At 38.8% G+C, this 22,224-nt stretch carries 21 protein-coding genes; 8 read left to right on the forward strand and 13 right to left on the reverse strand.

What is annotated here, in order from left to right; translation table 11 throughout:
* Positions 1–214: 214 nt before the first annotated feature.
* Both NT175_09935 and NT175_09940 read left to right on the forward strand, forming a co-directional pair.
* Positions 215–2,203, forward strand: a complete 1,989-nt coding sequence (locus NT175_09935) for a hypothetical protein (GenBank protein MCX6235021.1) — start codon at positions 215–217, stop codon at positions 2,201–2,203.
* Between the two features lie 46 nt (positions 2,204–2,249).
* Positions 2,250–3,662, forward strand: a complete 1,413-nt coding sequence (locus tag NT175_09940) for a bifunctional class I SAM-dependent methyltransferase/glycosyltransferase family 2 protein (GenBank protein MCX6235022.1) — start codon at positions 2,250–2,252, stop codon at positions 3,660–3,662.
* On the opposite strand, the gene NT175_09945 is transcribed toward NT175_09940, so the two are convergent.
* The 7 genes from NT175_09945 to NT175_09975 all read right to left on the reverse strand — a co-directional run bounded on the left by NT175_09945 (position 3,656) and on the right by NT175_09975 (position 9,245).
* Positions 3,656–4,228, reverse strand: a complete 573-nt coding sequence (locus NT175_09945; protein ID MCX6235023.1) for a DUF3109 family protein — start codon at positions 4,226–4,228, stop codon at positions 3,656–3,658. The genes NT175_09940 and NT175_09945 overlap by 7 nt on opposite strands.
* 9 nt (positions 4,229–4,237) lie before the next feature.
* A complete protein-coding gene (locus NT175_09950; protein MCX6235024.1) occupies positions 4,238–4,696 on the reverse strand; it encodes an NUDIX hydrolase in 459 nt (152 codons plus the stop codon).
* A 168-nt stretch (positions 4,697–4,864) separates the two neighbouring features.
* The gene (gene umuD / locus NT175_09955; protein ID MCX6235025.1) at positions 4,865–5,323 is read right to left on the reverse strand and encodes a translesion error-prone DNA polymerase V autoproteolytic subunit; all 459 of its coding nucleotides are present in this window, start codon (positions 5,321–5,323) and stop codon (positions 4,865–4,867) included.
* A gap of 165 nt (positions 5,324–5,488) precedes the next feature.
* Entirely contained in the window at positions 5,489–6,259 is a 771-nt protein-coding gene (locus tag NT175_09960; GenBank protein MCX6235026.1) for a hypothetical protein, read from the reverse strand.
* A gap of 215 nt (positions 6,260–6,474) precedes the next feature.
* Positions 6,475–7,146, reverse strand: coding sequence for a 16S rRNA (cytidine(1402)-2'-O)-methyltransferase (gene rsmI, locus NT175_09965; GenBank protein MCX6235027.1), 672 nt, complete (start codon positions 7,144–7,146; stop codon positions 6,475–6,477).
* A 6-nt stretch (positions 7,147–7,152) separates the two neighbouring features.
* Positions 7,153–8,409, reverse strand: coding sequence for a M28 family peptidase (locus NT175_09970; GenBank protein ID MCX6235028.1), 1,257 nt, complete (start codon positions 8,407–8,409; stop codon positions 7,153–7,155).
* Between the two features lie 14 nt (positions 8,410–8,423).
* Positions 8,424–9,245, reverse strand: a complete 822-nt coding sequence (locus NT175_09975; GenBank protein ID MCX6235029.1) for a hypothetical protein — start codon at positions 9,243–9,245, stop codon at positions 8,424–8,426.
* Positions 9,246–9,341: 96 nt separating this feature from the next.
* On the opposite strand from NT175_09975, the gene NT175_09980 reads away from it, so the two are divergent.
* From NT175_09980 to NT175_09990, 3 genes are all read left to right on the forward strand, one after another.
* On the forward strand, positions 9,342–9,935 hold the full coding sequence (locus NT175_09980; GenBank protein MCX6235030.1) for a thymidine kinase: 594 nt from the start codon (positions 9,342–9,344) through the stop codon (positions 9,933–9,935).
* A gap of 95 nt (positions 9,936–10,030) precedes the next feature.
* The gene (locus NT175_09985) at positions 10,031–10,672 is read left to right on the forward strand and encodes a peptidylprolyl isomerase (GenBank protein ID MCX6235031.1); all 642 of its coding nucleotides are present in this window, start codon (positions 10,031–10,033) and stop codon (positions 10,670–10,672) included.
* A gap of 44 nt (positions 10,673–10,716) precedes the next feature.
* Complete coding sequence (locus tag NT175_09990; GenBank protein MCX6235032.1) at positions 10,717–11,739, forward strand: phenylalanine--tRNA ligase subunit alpha; 1,023 nt, start codon at positions 10,717–10,719, stop codon at positions 11,737–11,739.
* Between the two features lie 45 nt (positions 11,740–11,784).
* On the opposite strand, the gene NT175_09995 is transcribed toward NT175_09990, so the two are convergent.
* Positions 11,785–12,534 carry an outer membrane beta-barrel protein gene (locus tag NT175_09995; protein ID MCX6235033.1) on the reverse strand — a complete coding sequence of 250 codons (750 nt, stop codon included), beginning with the start codon at positions 12,532–12,534 and terminating at the stop codon, positions 11,785–11,787.
* Positions 12,535–12,640: 106 nt separating this feature from the next.
* A complete protein-coding gene (locus NT175_10000; GenBank protein MCX6235034.1) occupies positions 12,641–14,989 on the reverse strand; it encodes a M1 family aminopeptidase in 2,349 nt (782 codons plus the stop codon).
* A gap of 254 nt (positions 14,990–15,243) precedes the next feature.
* Here NT175_10000 and NT175_10005 point away from each other — a divergent pair, with 254 nt between their 5' ends.
* The 3 genes from NT175_10005 to tsaB all read left to right on the forward strand — a co-directional run bounded on the left by NT175_10005 (position 15,244) and on the right by tsaB (position 18,923).
* Positions 15,244–16,683, forward strand: a complete 1,440-nt coding sequence (locus NT175_10005) for a TolC family protein (protein MCX6235035.1) — start codon at positions 15,244–15,246, stop codon at positions 16,681–16,683.
* A 130-nt stretch (positions 16,684–16,813) separates the two neighbouring features.
* A complete protein-coding gene (locus tag NT175_10010; GenBank protein MCX6235036.1) occupies positions 16,814–18,205 on the forward strand; it encodes an efflux RND transporter periplasmic adaptor subunit in 1,392 nt (463 codons plus the stop codon).
* A gap of 4 nt (positions 18,206–18,209) precedes the next feature.
* A complete protein-coding gene (tsaB, locus tag NT175_10015) occupies positions 18,210–18,923 on the forward strand; it encodes a tRNA (adenosine(37)-N6)-threonylcarbamoyltransferase complex dimerization subunit type 1 TsaB (protein MCX6235037.1) in 714 nt (237 codons plus the stop codon).
* 26 nt (positions 18,924–18,949) lie between these two features.
* Here tsaB and NT175_10020 read toward each other — a convergent pair whose 3' ends face one another.
* From NT175_10020 to NT175_10035, 4 genes are all read right to left on the reverse strand, one after another.
* Positions 18,950–20,374 carry an outer membrane beta-barrel protein gene (locus NT175_10020; GenBank protein MCX6235038.1) on the reverse strand — a complete coding sequence of 475 codons (1,425 nt, stop codon included), beginning with the start codon at positions 20,372–20,374 and terminating at the stop codon, positions 18,950–18,952.
* Between the two features lie 5 nt (positions 20,375–20,379).
* A complete protein-coding gene (locus tag NT175_10025; GenBank protein MCX6235039.1) occupies positions 20,380–20,946 on the reverse strand; it encodes a sigma-70 family RNA polymerase sigma factor in 567 nt (188 codons plus the stop codon).
* Positions 20,947–21,202: 256 nt separating this feature from the next.
* A complete protein-coding gene (locus NT175_10030) occupies positions 21,203–21,361 on the reverse strand; it encodes a hypothetical protein (protein MCX6235040.1) in 159 nt (52 codons plus the stop codon).
* 140 nt (positions 21,362–21,501) lie between these two features.
* A complete protein-coding gene (locus tag NT175_10035) occupies positions 21,502–22,203 on the reverse strand; it encodes a response regulator transcription factor (protein ID MCX6235041.1) in 702 nt (233 codons plus the stop codon).
* Positions 22,204–22,224: the final 21 nt, after the last annotated feature.

Genomic DNA, 22,224 nt, shown 5'->3' on the forward strand with positions numbered 1-22,224 from the left:
CTTTCGCAAACTTGGTCTTTCCGGTCTTTCCGAGGTTTACTCTAAATCTTTATCTTTACGAACCGCCGTATGCCGAACGGCACATACGGTGGTGTGAGAGGACAGTGAGTGAATTAATCACTCACTTCCTACTCGATTATATCATAAGTTTATTTATTACAGCATTTTTTTATCTTTAAAGGGTCAAATTATAGAATATATCAATCAATCTTTAATGAAAACTGTACACTCAACCCAAGGCCGGTCCGAATTATTGGATAAAGCAGATTCGTGGATTACAAAATACAGCTCCATATTTCTATGGGCGGCAATGCTGCTGACTACCATTTTTACTCTGTTAATGATGGACATAAAAGTAAGCACAGGAGGGGACGATGCCACCTATATTCTTCGGGCATATGACTTTATCCATCATTTCTTCTATCCCTCATTTCAGGGACCCCTTTACCCCATCATTTTAAGCCCTTTCATTCTGATTTTCGGTATCAATTTGCTGGTATTAAAGGCATTATCTTTTTTATTCCTGCTTGGTTTTATGTACTTTTTTTATAAATTATTTATCGGGAAAGTGCCGTCAGTAATCCTCATTTCTGCACTGATTATTAGTTCAGTGTGTGGTTTGCTTTTGTATTATGGAATCCAGACTTATTCTGAAACGTTTTTTATGTTTTTGCAAATACTTCTGTTCTATGTATTCTTTAAATACTTTATCAACAGGGAAGTACAGAAGTTATCATTGAAAGAAAATTATAGGGCTTATTTACTTTTAGGTTTCATGATATTTGTTTCATCCCTGGCACGCAGCATCGGTTACGCCACTATTATAGCAGTTATATTGTATTTTATCCTGAAAAAACAATGGAAGCCTGTTCTTTGGATCATCATCAGCTTCCTGTTGTTCACTCTCACCTTCAGCGCTCTGAGGACCATCATTTGGCATACTAACCAGATACAATTTCAGTCACAAGCCCTGACATTATTCTTAAAACATCCTTACAATCCTGAATATGGGAATGAAAATGTGGCTGGATTTATTAAGCGATTTTATGATAACTCCCAGTCTTATCTTTCAAAAGATCTCTATATCTTTCTGGGACTCACCTCAGAATCAAGCAAACCATTCATTTTACTGTCCATTATTGCTTTTTTATTATTTATTCTTGCTTTCTATCATGCATTTCGTAGAAACAGATACCTGCTTTTCACGGGAATTTATCTTCTATTGATGATCGGCATCACATTTATTATTTTACAGAACCTCTGGCATCAATATCGGCTTATTGTCATTTTTCTTCCTTGGATATTATTGTTTTGTTTTTCAGGGATTTATTTTCTGACTAAAAGTAAAATGTTAAGAAAGCTGCAGTTTTTACCGATAATACTTATGATATGCCTTTTTCTGACTTCCTTTTCAAGAACTGTTCATTTATCTGTACTGAATATGCCTGCTCTTAAAGCGTATATAATGGGTAATAACCTGTATGGATATACACCTGATTGGATTAATTATATAAAAATCAGTCAGTGGGCCTCAAAAAATATACCCCAGGATAAAGTAATCGGCTGCAGGAAAGCATCGGTATCATTTATCCATACAAATGGCAGATATTTCGCCTCAATAGATAAGGTGCCCAGTACGAACCTGAAAAGCTACCTTGATAAGCTTAGTACTTTAAGAGGGAAATACATCATCATAAATGAGGATGATCTGGGGAAAATTCCCTCTACTGGCAGGTTCACTATTGATCTGATACAAAGCACAGATGCCTTGCTTCAGAGCATTACTTATGATCAAACCGGCATAGGTTTTCACACTTACAATTTCAGAGTCTATTTACTGCCAGATAGTCTCAGCGATGTCCTGAAATTTGGCCTAAGTGATTATGGCATTCCCTTTGAAACTGATATTGATATTTTGTTCAATAAACTGCGTAATGAAGTCAAAGATTATCTCGTGTATGAACCTGATCAATTGCTCGGTAATCTGAGAAATAGGAAAATTGACTATCTCATTCTGGCCAGCCTGCGAAGAAATCCTAACCAAAAAACAAACATAACAATCAATACTGTGGAACGATATGTCAGCTTTATTCAGTCCAAATACCCTAATCTCTTCCGAAAAATCCATCAGATTGGTTCAGAAGATGATGAACCGGCCGCTGTTATTGAGATATTATATAACAGTATCTCAGGCAATAAGTGAAAAAATATACATTCGGGATTCGAAAATAAGTAAACATGGATAATTGATGAAAATGAATAAGGACTATTTTGATTTACAGGCAACAACAAGAATCAAATACCGGAAAAATAGATCCTATTATTGGGATTCTATCACTCGTTATTGTAATTATTTTTTGCATGATGATCTTTCAGTCCTTGAAATTGGCTGTGGTACCGGTGAACTTATAGCATCTGTAAAGGGAAAACGCAAGGTTGGGATTGATTTCAGCGATGCCATGGTGTCAAAAGCCAGGGAGCAGTTCCCGCAAACCGAGTTCCATGTGATGGAAGCCGAACATCTCCATCTGGATGAAAAGTTCGATGTGATTATACTCTCCAATCTGATCGGCTACCTGAATGATATCCAGGGAGCATTCCATGAACTTCACAAAGTTTGCCACGATCGCACAAGAATCATTATCACCTATTATAGTTTTCTCTGGGAGCCATTCATCCGTCTGGCGGAATTCATTCATATCAAGAAAAGGGCTCCATACCAAAACTGGCTTTCGACAAAAGATATTATTAATTTACTTTATCTCTCAGGCTTTGAGACATACCGGTACAACCGCAGTCTGCTTGTCCCCTTTAACATTCCGCTTCTCAGCTGGTTCTTTAATAATTTTCTTGGCCGGCTTCCCCTGTTCAATCTTCTGACATTGAACAGGTATGTCTTTGCCAGGCCATTTCCTGATACCAACAGGCTCTCAGATAAAAAGTATTCGGTTTCTGTTGTAATTCCTGCACGGAATGAAATGGGTAATATAGGGACTGCCTTAGAACGTCTTCCGGAATTTGGCAAACATCTGGAAATCATTTTTATAGAAGGTCACTCTTCAGATAATACATGGGATGGGATACAGGCTGTTCAAAAAAACCATTTGCTTACACATGATATTAAAATAGCCCGTCAGGATGGCAAAGGAAAAGGAGATGCGGTGCGCAAGGGTTTCTCTCTGGCAACAGGCGATATCCTGATGATTCTTGATGCTGATCTCACAGTTCGCCCTGAGGATCTTCCAAAATTTTATGATGCCATTGCCTCAGGAAAAGGTGAATTTATCAATGGCTCAAGGTTAGTTTATCCCCTTGAAAAACATGCCATGCGTTTTCTTAATACCCTTGGGAATAAATTCTTCAGCGTCATGTTCTCATGGATACTTGAACAACCCATTAAAGATACATTATGCGGAACGAAGGTTCTCTTTAGGGAGGATTATATGAAACTGATCAAAAACAGGATCTTTTTTGGGGATTTTGATCCTTTCAGCGATTTCGACCTGTTATTTGGAGCTTTTAAATTGAATCTTAAGATTGTTGATTTGCCTGTACGATATCATGAGCGAAAATATGGCTCTACGAATATATCAAGATTTAAGCATGGCTTGTTATTGCTGCGTATGTTGGTATATGCAGCAGGTAAGATCAAATTTTATTGATTTCCGGCTTTATCGTTTTTAATCCGCAGTATCTTCTTGAACCATTTATCTCCATATTTCCTGATAAGAGGCTCTTTTAAAAACTGAAATATATAGGTGTCATCCTTTATACCCTTTTTTAGTGCACTGGAACAAACTGACCAGGAATGATAATTCAAAGCATCGCAATTGTTAAAACATTGTATTCGTATGGGATAGAGATGGCAGGAAACAGGCTTCCGGAACCTGATTTTCTTTTCGTCATAGGCTTTTTCAATAGCACATCGGGCAACACCATTTTCGAAAAAAACAAAAGCACATTCCAAATCATTGACAAGAGGGGTGACGAAATGTCCATGAATGTCATAGTCAAAAACTCCGGATCGGGCAATAACACTAATCCCTGCAGGAGTCATGAAGGATTTTATTTGTTCGATATAATCTTCCAGGAGTGAAATCTCTTCAATTTCCAGGGGAGCACCGGCATCACCTTCAACACAGCAGGCTCCATGACAAGTCCCCAGATCGCAGGCAAATTTTACGTTCAGAATATCTTCTGAAATACTGGTATTTTCAATAATAATCATTTAAACAAGTCAGAAAGTTGGGTCTTGTATCTTTCCATTGAATACGAGTCGATGTAATGCCATATTCACAATTTGATTATGGTCAAAAGCCATTAACGGTAAATAATTGATAGAATACCATTGGGCATCGCGAGCATCATCACCAGCTTTCGGAATCGTCACGGCATCTGCAAAGCCATAATAGGCTACCGATATGGTTCTACCGCGTGGATCACGGCCTAATGCGCTAAAAGTATGAAACTGATGAAGATGGATGCCGGTCAATCCCGTTTCCTCCCATAGCTCACGCTCAATGGCTTCCTCAAGGGTCTCATTGATATCCATAAAACCACCGGGAAGTGCCCACATACCCTCAAAGGGAGGCTTGTCACGCTGAATAAGCAGAATTGACAGCTGACCACTCTCCTTTCGTAAAATTATCGCATCAACTGTTAATGCAGGCCGTTGATAATCATAGGTATAAGGCATATTATTAAATTATGACCACAATTCACCATATGCACTCTATATTATTTGCTGATGATCAACTTTGTGTTTTATATAAACATCGGCTCCTTCGACTTGTAATCCCGACTAAGTCGGGATTTCGCTCAACTGCGTTTCGCTCAACTTGTAGCTTGTAGCTTGAAGCTTACTTTATAATTTATGAACAGCAAATGTTACAATACCCCAAATCTTAAAATCCATCTCGGCCGTTATTTCGATGGCTTTGAATTCCTCATTCTCCGGAACAAGAAAATACTTATTTCCTCTTTTGCTGATTCTTTTTACTGTAAATTCACCATCTATCACACCAATGACAATTTTTCCATCTCTGGATTCAAGAGAACGGTCGACAACCAGCAAATCTCCATCATAAATACCCGCTTTTATCATAGAGTTTCCATGTACCTTGACAATGAATGTGGCAGCTGGATTTTTAATAAGGTATTCGTTGATATCCAGTTTCTTATCTATAAAATCTTCCGCAGGTGAAGGGAACCCGGCTGAAATTCTTGTAGAATATAATGGCAACTCCTTTGGATCAATATTATCCGTTTTGGAAATCTCGAGGATTGGATTTTCAGTAATTCCCTGATGTTTTTTTAAGGCCATGCGCTTATGCTTTATAAAGATAAACTGTATGTTGCCAATTCTGGAGATGGTTGCCAGACACAAAGTTACTTAAATGATAAAGTGACAGTCACCAAGTCAGTAAAATAAAAAAAATCCCGCCTTTCGACGGGAGGAGATATATAGGGAGATAAACAGGGAAAAAGGTCATTGTAACCTGAAGTCGAATCGGGCATAGTAGTCTTTGCCAACTTCAACTATTCCTTTTGTGAGCCTGATTTCTTCGAGGATCCCAACAACATAATTTTTTAATTCGTCACTGTTTGAGCTGGCTTCACCAACCTCAATGTAACCCTCTTCATTATATGAAAAATTGACTGCCACAGAGCCTTCAATCTGGAACTTTCGGGTATTCTCGGGATATTTGAGATACTCCGCAAACATTTGTTTTGTATCCCAAGGGATGTCATCAATATATCCTTCGTCCTGTAAATCAAATGATTCAATAAGATAATTTTTATCGTTTTTTTCAGTGAAAATGACTAATGAATCAAATGATTTATAAATGCTTTCCGTATCAAATGGAATATCATCGATGTATGCCTCTTCCTCAACATCGAAAGTTCTCAATGCTGGATTGATGACGAAAAATCCATAGTTTGTATTACTGGCAATATCATAAGAATTGAATGGGATATCATCAATGTATTTTTCTTCCTCAAGCAAAGGAGAATAACCATAAATGACATGGCAACCAAGTTCATCATTCGCCTCCGCGAAAATCCTTTTTGTATCAAAGGGAATGTCATTAATATAGGCTTCTTCCTTTAGTTCAAATTTAGCCGATAATGCCGCAACATTTAATGAAATGGCATTATAAGGATATGATTTACCGGGATCATGATCTGAATCAGCCTGCAAGCTGAAAGGAAATGTGAAGATAATGGTGAATAAAAGTAAGGCAATTATTGTTTTCATGGCTGGTGGCATTTAAGGATGATCACACGAAGGCCATAACAACATCTATAATGCCACAGTTGGTAAATTACTGAAATACAATTTATTATAAATTATACTACCTCGTTTTATTATATATTTTTGTGTTCACTTGGTAACACTTTTGTTCAGATTCGAACAAAAAAAGCCTGAGAAAGGCGATACTTACGGGTTTTTCGGCAATTATTATGAAAACACTATTTTTTCCCCTCGACGATGATAACGATTTCTCCTTTGATTTTTTTTTCTTTAAAATATTCTATCAATTCTGAAAGGAGGCCTCGCTTTGTTTCTTCATGGATTTTAGTGATTTCACGTGATACTGATGCTTTCCTGTTGTCGCCAAAATATTCTGCCAGTTGTTTAAGGGTTCTTAACAGACGGTAGGGTGATTCAAAGAACACTATCGTATATGGCTGTTTAGCCAACTCTTTCAGTTCCTTCTGTCGTCCCTTTTTCTGAGGCAGGAAGCCCTCAAAAAGGAAGCAATCATTCGGAATTCCTGAGTTGACAAGAGCAGGGACAAATGCAGTTGGACCAGGAAGACATTCCACAATAATATCTTTTTTGATGCATTCCCTGACTAACAAAAATCCCGGATCAGAGATGCCTGGTGTGCCTGCATCACTCACCAGTGCGATATTTTCCCCGTTTAAAATCCTTTCGGTAATTGTTTCCAGGCTGCGGTGTTCATTGAACTTGTGATGGGACATAAGCCTGGTAGTGATTGCATAATGTTTAAGTAAAATCCCTGTTGTCCGTGTGTCTTCGGCCAGGATTATATCGACTTCTTTCAGTACTCTGAGAGCCCTTAATGTAATGTCCTCCAAATTACCTATTGGAGTGGGAACAAGGTACAATTTACTCATGCATATTTATTTTGCTATCAACGACACAAAGTTTGTCATTAAGCGGAAAAGATCATCATATTTTGTAAATGGCAATCCGCATGCCTTATCATTTAAATTATGATATTCAGAATATTCATTTCCCAGCGAATAAATAAAAAATGCCGGTACTCCTTTTTCGAAGAAAAAGTACTGATCACTGTTTGGGGCAGCAGGTCGTTTCTTGATTTCTTTCAGCAGCTTGTATTCTTCATTAATTTTTGTCAGAAGCTCGAATGGATTCTCCAGATTTGATCCATTGACCACCATGATACCATCGCTGCCTGTGCCAACTAGGTCAAGATTAATGAGGAAGCAGATATCTTCAAGGGGGAAAACAGGATGTTCAGTGTAATATTTTGATCCGCGTAATCCCAGTTCTTCACCACCAAATAGAATGAATGCAATAGAAATATCAGGCTGATTCTCGGGTCGTGCATAATACCTCGCCAGGTTGAGTACCATTGCCACACCGCTGCCATTATCATGTGCTCCGGGAAAATAGGTCTTTCCCCCCATTTTGCCCAGATGATCATAATGAGCAGTAAAGACAATAAAATTTTTTGTATCGGTTTTTCCTTTGATATACCCGATAATATTTTGGGATATGTAATCCGGATAGAAGCGGTTCTTTATCTTAAGAGTAATTGTTTTTAAAGTCGCCGGAAAAATGTCTCTCCTGGCTTCAATCACAACAAAATCCCTGATGTGATAACTATCAGACATTCGCCAGGATAGTTTACTGTCGGTGAGAAAAATAACTCCTTTCTCATGAAACCAGTTGGTATCTCGTAATCCTGCATTTTTAATATCCGTAATGATGAACTTTTCATGTAAGTCGGATGTATCGATTAATTCATTAATCCTTCTGTTGCTATCGGGGAATTTTTCAAGGTACACCGTTTTGAAGGTTCCTGAGATACCAGGTGATGATGAGGCTATCAGGTAATCAATGCCCGGTATGAGGGATTGTCCATCGATCCTGAAAGTGAGTTTGAAGGGAAATGTGTTGACAGGGAAAGAGAAGTGTTGAAGGTATCCCAAGGGAAATGATTGTACCCCGTTTTTTATTAATTCGTTTTGAATGAACTGTGCTGACTTTTTATCCCCTTTATTCACGTATCCCCTTCCTTTCAGAGCCGGGGATGAAAGTATACTAACAACATGGCGGACATATTCAATATCCTGAGCTGAAGTAAATAAATTCACTAGGGTTAAAATAACTACCGCCAGGATCTTGAACATCTTTTCAGGGATTTTCACTTTTGGTATTTACGATGGATGAACTCCAGCAGACGTTTATATGACTCAAGTTTATCATTCAAACCATAATGTTCTTTCATCCACCTGAAGTAAGTCATCGCTTCATCAAACTCAGTGAAAGTATTTAATTTATTGATACAGTCATCATAAACTTTCATATTACCCCCAAAAAGTTCATTCATAAAGATAAACCTGTCATTGATGCCGATAAATGATTTTATGTCAGCAATTGGAGTTTTCTGCATTTTAGCGGCAAGGCTTTTATCTTCTTTTTCTTTTGAGAATTTATCACTGACCGTCTTTTGAGAAGATTTCAATTTATCAGCAAGGGTAACAGTTTGCTCGGAGAACAGATCAAGGGTGAATTCGTCGGTGGTTTTCTCCAGTTCTTCTGGAATGCCTGGAGAATTTTCCGGCATTATATCTTCTTCTGGTGCATCTTTTTCTTCAGTATGATTAGCCTTCTCGAGGACTTCATTTTCTTCTTTTTTGCTAAATCCGATATCAATTATTTTCAATGGTCGATTCTCATCTGTTTCAGCTTCTACCTGCACTTCGCTGATATTGGGTTCGTTGGAGACAATGCGGGGAGCTGGTTGTTTTTTTTGCTTGAATGTTTCCTGAATCCGTATTTTTTCCTCCCTGTTCTGATCGTTCAACTGATGATAGTTTTCATAAAGTTTACGAATGTTATCCATGATGATATCGAGCTCTATTTGGGGGATTTGGCCTTTATGGTTTCGGATTATGGTATCCTGCTCGGTGATAGCCTCCAGTGTCTGCTGGATGACCTCAAGAATGATTTCTTTGTCGTTCATGTCTTTTTATTGAACTGTTAAGGTTTTCCTCGGGTTTTTTTTAAATTTGTAAAAATTACCATATAAAATTATAAAGATTATCCGATCTCACTAAATATGTTTTTGGAAAATAAGAACAATAACAGCCGGACTGGCTGGATAGAAGTGATATGCGGTTCTATGTTCTCAGGCAAGACTGAAGAATTGATACGTCGTTTAAACAGGGCTAAAATTGCCAAACAGCGGGTTGAAATCTTTAAACCCGAGATAGATAAACGATATGACTTGCTAAAAGTTGTATCCCATGATGAAAAAAGCATCAACTCAACCCCGGTGCAATCTGCATCACAAGTTCTATTACTGGCTAATGAAGTCGATGTGGTCGGTATTGATGAAGCCCAGTTTTTTGATTCCGAACTCGTACCGGTTTGCAATCAGCTTGCTAATACCGGAATCAGAGTCATTGTGGCCGGCCTCGATATGGATTACCTTGGCAAACCGTTTGGCCCCATCCCTGAACTTATGGCAATTGCTGAATATGTAACCAAGGTTCACGCAATTTGTATTGCCTGTGGCAACCTGGCCCACTATTCTCACCGTACATCCTCAGAAGAGAAACTTGTATTGCTTGGTGAACGGGACAACTATGAGCCCCTCTGCAGAAGTTGCTATAATGAAAAACGGAATCAGGGTTTTATTAAAAAGACTTAGGCAGATTATCCCTGTTATAAATTTATTCCGATGTATTGAAGACTTTGTTAATTTTACGGGCTAATTAAATTTTATCGTAAACCTTGTTAAAGATTATGAAGACAACCATAAGATTATTTAACCTTTTTATTGCAGTGATGATGCTCTCAACTATTTCTTCCTGTCAGACAGATAAACGGATCAAAATCATCATTTCAACCGAATATGGTGATATCAAAGTGGCATTATATGATGAAACCCCAAAACATCGTGATAATTTTATCAAACTGGTGAATAATGGTTGGTATAATGGTTCGATATTTCACAGGATAATCAGGAATTTTATGATTCAGGGCGGGCAGGGTGCTGATGGGAAGCCTGACCCGGGATATACTTTACCTGCCGAAATTGTCAGCAAGTATTATCATAAAAAAGGTGCTCTTGCGGCAGCCCGCATGAGTGATCAGGTAAATCCCGAACGAAAATCATCAGGGAGTCAGTTTTATATTGTTCAGGGCAAGAAATTTACCGATCAGGAACTAGCTGATATAGAAAAGCGTGTAGGGAAGCCATTTACGCAAGAACAAAGAGATACCTATAAAACTATTGGTGGGGCACCACATTTAGATGGAGCATATACCGTGTTTGGTGAGGTGGTCTCTGGCCTGGATGTCGTCGATAAAATTGCCTCGGTTCAAACTGGTACAGGCGACCGTCCTTTGAAAGATATTAAGATGACCATGAAAATTGTCAAATAGGACATAAAGGTCCTCTTTGATTATCCAAAGATTTCAAAGGCCATATGCAGCAAAAAATTAAACAATATATTGAAGAGGTCAGTCTGTTCACGGCTGATAATATCGAGCAACTTGAGCAGTTCAGGATAAGGTTTCTCGGTAAAAAAGGTATTCTTGCAGGGCTTTTTGAAGAGTTTAAAACCATTGCTCCTGATGAGCGAAAAGAAACAGGACAATTGATCAACCTGTTGAAAAATGCCACGCAGGATAAAGTGAACAGGTTAAAAGAGGCTATAGAATTAAATGTCAGTACCGATATTAAACAAACCGACCTCACACTCCCCGCCGATTTTATTGAGATAGGATCACGTCATCCAATTTCAATCATCAGTAACCAGATCATTGGAATTTTTTCAAGAATAGGATTTACCGTTGCTGAAGGGCCGGAGATTGAGGATGACTGGCATAATTTCACCGCATTAAATTTCCCGGAAGAACACCCGGCAAGAGATATGCAGGACACGTTTTTCATTGATGAGTATCCTCCGGTCTCTCTTCGTACCCATACCTCATCTGTCCAGATACGGGTGATGGAAAAAACCAAGCCTCCAATTAGGATTTTGTTGCCAGGCCGTGTCTTCCGTAATGAAGCCATTTCAGCCAGGGCTCACTGCTTTTTCCATCAGGTAGAAGGATTATATGTGGATATCAATATATCATTCGCCGACCTCAAGCAGACCCTTTTGTATTTTGCCAAAGAAATGTTCGGTGAGAAGACGGATATTCGCCTGCGACCTTCCTACTTCCCGTTTACTGAACCTTCAGCTGAAATGGATATCCATTGTAATATATGCGGAGGCAAAGGTTGCAATATCTGTAAATATACAGGATGGGTCGAAATCCTTGGCTGTGGCATGGTTGACCCAAATGTATTTGAGAATTGTGGAATTGACGGTAACAAATACACTGGCTTTGCCTTTGGTATGGGCATCGAGCGAATTACCATCCTAAAATACCAGATCAAGGATATCAGGTTATTCTTTGAAAATGATTTGAGGTTTTTAAAGCAGTTTGGTTCCGCAATATGACCTTATTTTTCCTCTCATTTATTCCGATGGATTTTGGTGGAGGTCTTAAAAATGATATGCGATTCCTATACCGACTTGCAAAGCTCCTACAGGCTGGTTGTAATTGTTATAGATTAAATCAGGTGGAAGTCCGGATTCCTCTGTGATACTATCATTGATCTCGATAGAGGCGATGGCGTATGTATAATTTATGACTAAACGCAGGATATAACGGTTTGACATAAGGTACCGGAATCCTGCCCCTAGTGTATATCCCCATGATATGGCCTCTTTATTTTCACTGGTGGACCTGAATTCCTGATGGGTTTCTTTATTTAAAAAATACAGTTCGTTGCTGGGAGGCAAAACAAAGCTCAGACCTCCCAATGCTCTGAAATCAATGTTTAAGCGTTCCAATGGAAGGCTAACCTGAGGTCCGATATGCAATCCGATATGATTCCAGACCCCAAGATTGTAACTGATATCAAGATCCTCTGGAATGACCAGATCAGGGTATTCACTATGAATCCGTTTCTTAAGATTCTCCTTGAGCATCGTGGTATTTAGAGTATTATTGGCAAATGAGAACATCCCATTTATGCCAATGTAGGGTGTAAACAGATAGGCCCCGTCAAAACTCAGAAAGAAACTTGACATAGCATAGCCGGCCGACTTGTTATTTAAATCCGTGCTGGCAAAATCGCTTAAAGGTACAGATACTCCCATACTTATCCCCGAATAGTTATTATAGTGCTTTTGCCCGAATATCGAAATGTTTATAAATATTATGCTAAGGAATAAAAGTAGTTTTTTCATAAAAAAAAGTTTTCAAAATGAATCATGACTTTGAAGATGTAAAGATAATTGATTTGGCAACTGCATTCATCTCCTCATGGTTTCAGCTTGTTAGTCAGTTATCATATTATTTCAGCACGATAACCTTTTCAGTAGACAGAATCTCATTATTCAGGTTTTTGAACTGGATGAAATAGGTGCCATTGGGAAGATTATTGACATGCCAATTTAATTTTTGCTGCCACGGGCTGATTGGTATACTATCTAATGTTTTACCTTCATTATTAAATATCAGAATGGAGCCTTGCTGTAATTTTAAAAATTCTATGGTGATCTGGTTATACGTGGGATTGGGATAAATCTTCATGAAGCTCTTATCTGCAGGTTTTAACTCTATTGTCCCAACAGAATGATCCCAAACAGCCAGAGTATATTCGCCCATCTGTAGGTTGGGAACGTATAGGTATCCAATACTCCATATTCCCATTTGTGTAAAATCTATGGATTGCCAGTCATGACCCGCATTTTCCCGGTATAATATAACAACTGAATCCTCGGAATTTACGATGAGGGTATTATCCAGGTAATTGTTCCTGTTATACTGAAATATACCTGTAGCATTAATTCCTGGCTCACATATTCCTTCAATTTTCCAATACCGGTAGTCGGATAATTTTAGACCATTCACCGGATTTTTAAGACTGTCAGGAGCAACCCAGTTGTGTGAAACTCTGATATAGGCAGAATCATTGATAGACACGACATTTAGTTTGAAAAAAGTATCGGAGAAATCGAACTCTCCAGAATTTTTTATAACCATCTCATCATCAGTTGTGGCATCACAAATTTCATCTTCAACATCAACCATAACGATCTTAGGTTCAAAAGGAACCGGGAAGACCTGATTTCCAGTTAGCCCCGAGAAATTCAGAGTGCCGGTAAATACGTTCCATTGGCTATCCATAAATGTAATATCGATCTTATTGGAATTGGCAAGAATGCATCCACCTTTTGATTTCTGCCGGGCATAAACCCTGACATCATAATTATTACCAACGGGTGATACAGTGAACGAATCAACTGAATAGTGAGGAAATCCGGGCGAAAAGACCCAGGCATCAAAAAAATCAGTGACATCCACACTGGTGTGGGAATTGATATAATCTCGCAAATCAAAGGACGACATATAATTATACGCATATTCCTCCAGAAATCCTTTACTGACATTAAAAAACAGGCTATCTCCGAGATATCCTCGAAGGGTATGCAGGATGATTCCTCCTTTTTTATAGGCTGTCATACCATAAGTATATTCGGGTGGAATACCGTATAATGCAAAATATTGTCCGTCCCCTTGCGGAGTGTGGCAATACTGAAGGACTTCTTTGTGCATAGTGTTGACATTTTCAATATAGTCTTCATAGCTATATAGATCCTCCAGGTAAAACATCTCACAAAATGTTCCCCAACCTTCATTAAGCCACATATCCTCTGCAGATGCACAGGTCACTTTATCACCGAACCACATATGGGAGATTTCATGTGCATAAAGGTACTCATAGGTCAGACCTCCATTGATACAACCATATGGATAGGCAATGTTTGCAGCGTGTTCCATAGCTCCAAGAGCTGTACTGACATATCCAACCTGTGGCCAGGGATAGGGGCCGAAATGTTCTTCGAAAATAGCCAGAATTTCTTTAAGATTTATAAATGAACCATATACATGTATTGAATCGGAAGGTCTAACATAGAAATTGATGGGGATATTGGATCGGATTCCGTTATAGGTATCGGTGATAAGATCGTAGTGACCAACTGCAACTGATGCCAGGTATGCAGGTATCGTGTTTCTCATCTGCCAGTGAAAGGTCTTGGTATTGTCACCGTTAGTGGTGACAGACATCAGGATCCCACCGCAGACAGCAGTTTTATCTTCTTCAACGGTGATGTAATAATCATAAGTCGCCCGGTCATGAAAATCATCAATACAGGGGAACCAGGCTTTACCGAGGTTATGAGAAATTAATTCAAAGCCAACACCCAGGTTGAAACAATATTGCCCAGCCCAGTGAAAACCACCCCATCCTTCATGAAAAGGGATTCCGTGATAGCGAATTCTGACTTTAATAGTATCTCCTGTATTTGCCGGTTCTGGTAGAGGGATGTTTATCAATGGATCAGAATATGTGTAGTTATTGACCTGAAAACCATTTACTATCACAGAATCAATAGCTAACTGAAGTAGTTCCAGCTGAATGTCGTTAATATTGTCATATTTTGGAATGATTGAAACTTCGGTATACCCAATGAGGTTTTGTGAAGGTAAATCAACAATATTTAGATAGATTGAATAATGGACTGCATCGAGGGTGTCGCTGATAAGAATTCGTGCAACATCGGGATTATTATTCTGTGGATGGCCTGATATTGCTATCCACAAGAATAGTATAAAGACAAAATTTTTGCGACGCATTTCAATTACCCTTCTATAATGATTCAATAAAGATAAAAAATAATGCGGTTGTATAAAACAAGTTACTAACTTTGGCATCCAGTCACTGCGATATCAGTGATTTTCTTTAATGTCCATATTCGAACTTGAGTTGAACGATTATGGACATTATAGTTCCTCAATCCAATCATAAATATCATGTAATCATTTGATTACAAATATGGCATAATATTTATTCAGTGAATGATTCAGTTTTTAATAAAATCCGGATTCCAATGAAAAAGATTCTTTTGTTTTTCGCCGTTATTGCGGCGGGGACTATCCTTGCAAATGCCCAGAATAAATGGTCGTTAGAGGATTGCATTAACTATGCTCTGACAAACAACGTGGATATCAAGCAACAGATGTTGAATATTCAGATGGGAGAAGAGGATGTGCTTAAGGACAAGTTAGGTTATCTGCCTGATCTGAATGGTTATGCATCGCATGGATATAACTGGGGGCAGACAATAGACCCTTATACCAATTGGTTTGCTACTGAGAGAGTCCGGTCAAATAATTTTTATCTGTCAGCATCATTCGTGATCTTCAATGGATTACAAAAGTACAACACCATGAAGCAAGATCAGTTTAATCTTCTTGCTTATAGATATTCTGTTGATAAATTTATGGATGATGTGTCAATGAGTATTGCCGCTGGCTATTTGCAGATCCTTTTTGATAAAGAGTTACTGAAGATAGCCCAATCTCAGCTTGATATAACTCACCAGCAGGTTGAACGTACTAAAAAGCTTGTTGATGCCGGTACACTTGCACGTGGTGATCTTTTACTGGTTGAAGCCCAGGCTTCTACCGAGGAGCTCCAGGTCATCACTGCCCAGAATAATCTGGATATAGCTTATCTGACCCTGGCTCAATTACTTGACCTGCCATCTGCTGAAGGTTTTGAAATTGAGGAACCGGATATCAGTTTGGTTGATAAGCCACAATCTCCGCTGGGGCCGGATGAGATTTTTATTTTTGCCACTGCAAACCAGCCTGATATAAAGAGTGCCGAATTAAGACTTCAAGCATCCGAAAAAACTCTTGCCATTGCCCGTGGATCCTTAAGTCCAAATCTGAATGTATCCGGATCATGGGGAACCGGTTATTCAGGCGCCGCCAAGGACCTTAATAAAGGTTTTAATCCTATTACTATTGAATCAGCAGCGATAGGTTTTACGGCATCCGGTGAGACCGTCTTTAGCAATCCCTATGAAAAATTTCTGGATTATCCTATCAAATCCTTTGATAGTCAGTTGTCGGATAACCTGAACAAATCACTCATGCTGCACCTGAATATTCCGATTTTTAATGGATGGATGGCAAGATCAAATATTGCCAAAGCCAAAATCGGGATAGAGAATGCCAATTATACCCTTGAACTGACTAAAATTCGGCTGAGAAAAACCATCCAGCAGGCTTATGCGGATGCAGTGGCAGCGCTAAAGACTCACAGCGCCGCTGAAAAAAAGGTGGAAGCCACCACTGAATCATACAAGTATGCCGAGCAGAAATTCAATGTAGGTTTAATAAACTCTGTGGATTATAATCAGGCAAAAAAGGATTTAACCCGAGCCCAGGCCGAATTGCTTCAAGCAAAATATGATTATTTATTTAAGACCGTTGTTCTCGATTTTTATATGGGAAAACCAATCACACTCAAAAATCAATAAGCCGTTCATATTAGCCGTTATTCTCATTCGAATTTCTTTTTATAAGCACATTTGCTTCATGTCGAATAACAGAAATTTATTATTTTTACAACGTTATATTTATTTCTAAATAATATCAATCCAAAACTGAATGAGTAAGAAAGCAAAAATCCGGATTATCGTTATTGCAGCGATTGTCCTGATAGCCGTTTTTGCAGTGGCAAAGAAAAAAGGCCTTATAGGTAGTGATACATCTGTAAAGGTCAGTACAGAGCTTGTACAAAAACGGACTATCATAGAAACCGTATCGGCGAATGGTAAAATTCAGCCTGAAACTGAAGTTAAAATCACACCTTATATCTCAGGAGAGGTTGTTGAATTAAATGTAAAGGAAGGGCAGGAGATAAAAGAGGGCGATCTGCTGGCAAAAATCGACCCGGAGATTTATATATCCAGCTATGAGCGTCAGGTGGCTAACCTTAACACTATTAAGGCTAATCAAGCCAATGCCAAAGCCAGAGTATCACAGGTTAAATCACAGTTTATAAATGCGGAAGAATCATATAAGCGCAGTAAAAAACTCTGGGAGCAGCGTGTCATTTCGCAGTCTGACTGGGATGCTGCCCAGTCAGCATACGAGGTAGCCAAAGCAGAGGTGGATGCTGCCGAACAGAACCTTGTCGCTGCTGATTACACCATTAACAGTGCTGAAGCTTCTGTTAAGGAGGCAAAGGAAAATCTGACAAAAACATCCATATTCTCGCCTACTGATGGTACAGTATCCAAACTGAGTGTTGAAAAAGGTGAACGCGTAGCCGGTGCATCACAGTTCTCGGCGGGAACTGAACTCATGCGTATTGCTAATCTTAGTTTAATGGAAGTCAATGTAGAGGTTAATGAAAATGACATTGTCCGTGTAAAATTAAGTGATACTGCATTGATCGAAGTAGATGCATATTTAAATAAAAAATTCAAAGGATTGGTGACAGAGATTGCCACTTCTGCAAATGTGACCGGCGTGAGTGTGGATCAGGTAACCAATTTTACGGTAAAAATCAGGATATTGAAAGAGTCATATCAGGATCTGATTCCTGCTGATAATCCTAAATTCACTCCTTTCCTTCCTGGCATGTCAGCCACTGTTGATATCCAAACCGAGACCCTGAAAGATGTTCTGACAGTTCCTATACAGGCTGTGACGACCCGTGCAGATACTACAGGTAAGGTGCTCTCTGTTAAAACGAATACTGGCGGTGAAGAAACCCCTGATGAAAATGCGACTGACAGCCAACAGCAAGCTAAACAAAAGGAAAAGAAGGCCGAAGAATTCCAGGAGTATGTTTTCCTTTATGACAATGGGATTGCGAAATTGCAAAAGGTTAAATCAGGCATTCAGGATAACACTTACATTCAAATTACTGAAGGACTTACTGAGGGACAGGAAATTATTGTTGCCCCTTATAGTGCCGTCACCAAGTTTTTAAAAAATGGGCAGCAGGTGAAGAAGGTCGATAAGGAGGATTTATTCAAGGAAGAAAAATAACAACATGGCTTACATCCTGTGTTTGGAAACAGCAACATCCGTATGTTCTGTGGCTTTATCCAGGGATGGTGAAGTAGTATCTCTCAAAGAATCTGATGTCAGGTATTCTCATTCTGCATTAATCACATCATATATTCAGGACGTTACCCATCTGGCAGGCATTAGCCTTCAGGAGATTGATGCTATAGCCGTGAGCAAAGGTCCCGGATCTTATACCGGACTCAGAATAGGTGTCAGCACAGCCAAAGGCTTATGTTATGCTCTGGATTTGCCACTGGTAGCCATCGGTACATTACAGTCCCTGGCCTATGGCCTGATTAAGAAATACAAAGAAGACCATCCGGGAGACCAAATCAATATATTGTTTTGTCCTATGATTGATGCCAGGAGAATGGAAGTTTATGACGCCATTTATACGATCGATCATATTGAAGTGAAATCGGTTGCAGCGGAAATCATCAGGGAAGATTCCTTTACAGAATATTTGAACGGGAATAAATTATTTATTTTTGGAGATAATGCCATAAAGTGTAAACCTTTGCTAACACACCAGCCGGATATTGTTTTTATTGAAGATTTTATGCCTTCAGCCAGTTATATGGTTCAACTGGCACTGCAACGGTATAATGAGAAAAAATTTGAAGATCTGGCCTATTTTGAACCATTCTATCTGAAAGATTTTATTGCAGGTAAACCTCATGTAAAAGGATTGAAATGACCTTTGAAAAAGAAAATGAGGTCATACTAAAAGTGATAGCTTATGCCCGTAAAGATCGAAAATGAATATGGATAGTACTCAATAGAATGATCTCTTCTGATGGACTGGAGAGAATATTTGAATGTGGGCGAAAGATTCACTTTTAAATTTTTATTGACAGAATAATCTAATCCCATACCTACCACGCTGTTGTATATCACCGGGTAAAAATCTTCCGATCTATCCAGATCGTAGCGTTGATCCTGGTATTGGAAATAGGCATGATTACCGATCATAATCCCGGGGCTTAGCCCTCCTGAAAGATTCATTGACAGACGTTTATTTAATATCCGGTACTTCAGGATCAAAGGGATTTCAATGTACTCAAAATTCTGATAGATGTTTGAGTTAATGTACAGAAGGTTTTCGGCCGTGTCACGTACAGAAACTTCTTTAATCTGCGAAGGCATAGCAAGAGGATTGAAAGGAATGATACCGACTGATGTGTTGGCATAATAAAGAACCTTATCATCAGGCAGCTGGAAAGCGACAATATCTTCATTCATCTGGCCTACTTTCGAATAGTATATTCCGGTTTGCAGGCTAATGTTATCTTTCAACAAATAACCGACATCTATTCCTCCGGCATATGAGTACATACCGCTTTCTACATTATCATAATAATTTTCGTCGGCTATGACATTTGACGGTAGATCTTCACTTTTGATCTTGATGTTGCGATAAGAATATACTGGAGAGAATCCCCCGCCAATAATCCATTTTTCTCTTCCCTGGTTTTTGTCCTGGACTAAAGGATCTTCATACGTATAAATCTTCTGTTTTGGTTGTAGATTTTTGTTCTCTGATTTGATTTGTTCCCCGCCTATTTGTTCTTCTTTGATTATGATCGTTTCTTCAGACCGGATTTCACTTACAGGTATCTCAGGCTGATTAGCAATATCCGCTACCTGACCGGATGTCGCATTTTCAGAAGCGACAGATGTTTTGCTATCTGCCATGGCATACTCCTGTTTGCTTTCTGAAAGCTTTTCGATTTCATCAGATGTAACAGATGGAATGGCATTATTTTTATCAGCTGGTGTTTTTAAGACCGAATGGTCGGTTTGATTTCCGACAATGGTTTTTTGATCTTTAGATATAACTGATTCATTAGAGTTATCCGATAAAGTGCTTACAGATATTGGATTCTTTGTAACATCCTGCCGGGAAATAGCCATACCCTCATCAGATTTTTCATTTAAATTGAAAGTAGCGTAGAAATAGCCTGATATAAATGCGAAAATGAACACAGCTGCAACTGCTGCCCATCGGTAAAGGATAGCCCTTCTTTTCTTCCTGGCTATCATAATGTCGTCTTTCAATTTATCCCAGGCGTAAACAGGTGGCGTTTCTTCATATCCTGACAGATTATCCCTGAAAAGCTGGTCAATATTTTTTTCATTAACCGACATGATCCTTATTTTACTTTTTTAGTAGAAGAATAAAAATATTTATTCACATTACGTTGCAATACAACTCTCGCTCTGGCGAGATTTGACTTGGATGTGCCCTCTGAAATACCCAGCTTGACACTGATCTCTTTATGTGTATACCCCTCCACAGCAAAGAGGTTAAAGACCAGACGGTATTTCGGAGACAGGTTCTGGATCATCTTCACCAGGTCGCCTGCAGAAATTGCACTGATGGTATCTTCAGCATAGAGTTCTTCTTCTTGATCATCAATCGCAGATAAAGGATGCAGGTGTTTTTCCCTGCGAAATTTTTCCAGCGATGTATTAATCATGATCTTTCGCATCCATCCTTCAAAAGAGCCTTTATACCTGAATGAAGAAATGTTGGTGAAGATTTTCATAAATCCTTCATGCATAAGGTCTTCCGCTTCAGTGCGGTCTTTGGAATAATAAAGACACACTCCAAACATCCCCCTGGAGTAAAGATTATATAATCTTTCCTGGTCTTTGATTTTACCGGCTTTACAGCCTTTTATAATATCATCCAGTATCTCCGGGCTAGCCTCATTCATTTGCATTGGTTCAAAACCAGTTACAAAGGTAGCGCTTTTCAGGCTTAAAAAAAGAACGTTTTTGAGTAGATGATAATAGACAGTTATTGGTTGCGTAATGTAACAGTTTTTTTTAACACAGGAATGTTGAGCCCGGCAAAATTTCCTTAAAAATTTATTTACCAACGCAACTTTCAGAATAGAATAAACATCTTTAGGATAAGATTAGTTTACTGAAGGTTATGAGAGGTATTGTATTACAAGTGAGAAGATATTTTTACCTGCTGGTTAAGTCAAAAGCGATTTTTTTCATCCTGATAGTGGCATTATTTTTACTGACTATTGCCGTGAAGGATATCGTTGAAAAAACGCTTTTACAATAGCCGGAATCAGCCACAGGTGAAAAGAGTTTATGTTTCATTTTGGTTTTAGGCATTAAAAGGGCAAATTTAATATCCGTACAGTAATGGATTAGAGTTTGCCTTTTTATTTTAGGGATTTACATTTATAGTCTGTGCCCTGTCCATATCATAAGTTCCAAGCCATCTCAGGATCCAGCCATGTAGGGAAAGATCACTATGTGTTGCAAATCAGTTTAAATCCCACTCCGTGTACATTGATTAATTCAATCCGGGGATCATCTTTCAAATACTTACGTAGTTTGGCGATGTAAACATCCATACTCCTGGCGTTGAAGTAACTGTCGTCGAACCAAATTTTGGTCAGAGCATAGCGGCGGTCGAGGGTATCATTTAAATTTTCGCAGAGAAGCTTTAACAGGTCAGCTTCCTTGGATGTCAGTTTTTGCTCTTTGTTTCTGAAGTGAAGCATCTGGTGGTTATAGTCAAACGTATAACCGCCAATGATAAATGTATTATCTCCGGGCATGTTTTTCTTTCCATCCTTCACGCGACGGATAATGGCATTCATCCGAGCCAGGAGTTCCTCCATACTGAAGGGCTTGGTAAGGTAATCGTCAGCGCCGATTTCAAAGCCTTTGAGCTTATCTTCCGGTAATGATTTTGCCGTGAGGAACAGGATAGGGATTTTTTTATCGATAACTCTGATCTCCCTGGCGAGGGTAAAGCCATCCTTGATGGGCATCATCACATCGATGATGCAAAAGTTAAAATCTTCCTTCTTATACATATTAAAGGCTTCTTCGCCATTGATAGACAGATGGGTAGGATACCCTTTGGCTTCGAGATAAGCTTTGAGAATATTCCCTAGATTACGGTCATCTTCAGCCAGTAAAACTTTGATATTCTGTTTTGTCATAAGATTACTTTTGAGTCATTT

The organism is Bacteroidota bacterium, from assembly GCA_026391695.1.
GTDB lineage: Bacteria > Bacteroidota > Bacteroidia > Bacteroidales > JAGONC01 > JAPLDP01.